The sequence below is a fragment of the Kitasatospora sp. NPDC057692 genome (assembly GCF_042799475.1).
In the GTDB taxonomy this organism is placed as follows: domain Bacteria; phylum Actinomycetota; class Actinomycetes; order Streptomycetales; family Streptomycetaceae; genus Kitasatospora.
Genome location: NZ_JBHVIV010000200.1, coordinates 1 through 255, shown reverse-complemented (window position 1 = coordinate 255; position 255 = coordinate 1). Strand labels below are relative to the sequence as shown.

1 protein-coding gene is annotated in these 255 nt (G+C 39.6%); it reads left to right on the top strand.

The features are described 5' to 3' along the window. Positions 1–255, top strand: a 255-nt coding sequence (locus tag ACFVFS_RS40780; protein WP_380630177.1) for a TcpD family membrane protein, incomplete at both ends; no start/stop codon positions are given.

The following is a 255-nucleotide window of genomic DNA, read 5'->3' as shown; positions in this document are numbered from 1 at the left end:
TATGATGAATTTTTTTGCAAATCCTGTTTTAGCTGCTAGCCTTCCGTCTCTCGGTAATTTAGCGGATTGGGTACAAACTGAAGGCGGAAATGCTGTTGCAATTGTTTTGGTTTGTTTCGGTGTCTTTTACCTATTTAGACAGGACATTAGTAAATTGATCGGATTTGTAATTGCCGCCGGATTCGTATTTTTCGCGGTAGGTAATCCAGAGAGACTTTTAAAGCAAATAGGTGACCTTGCTTACACTGTATTTGG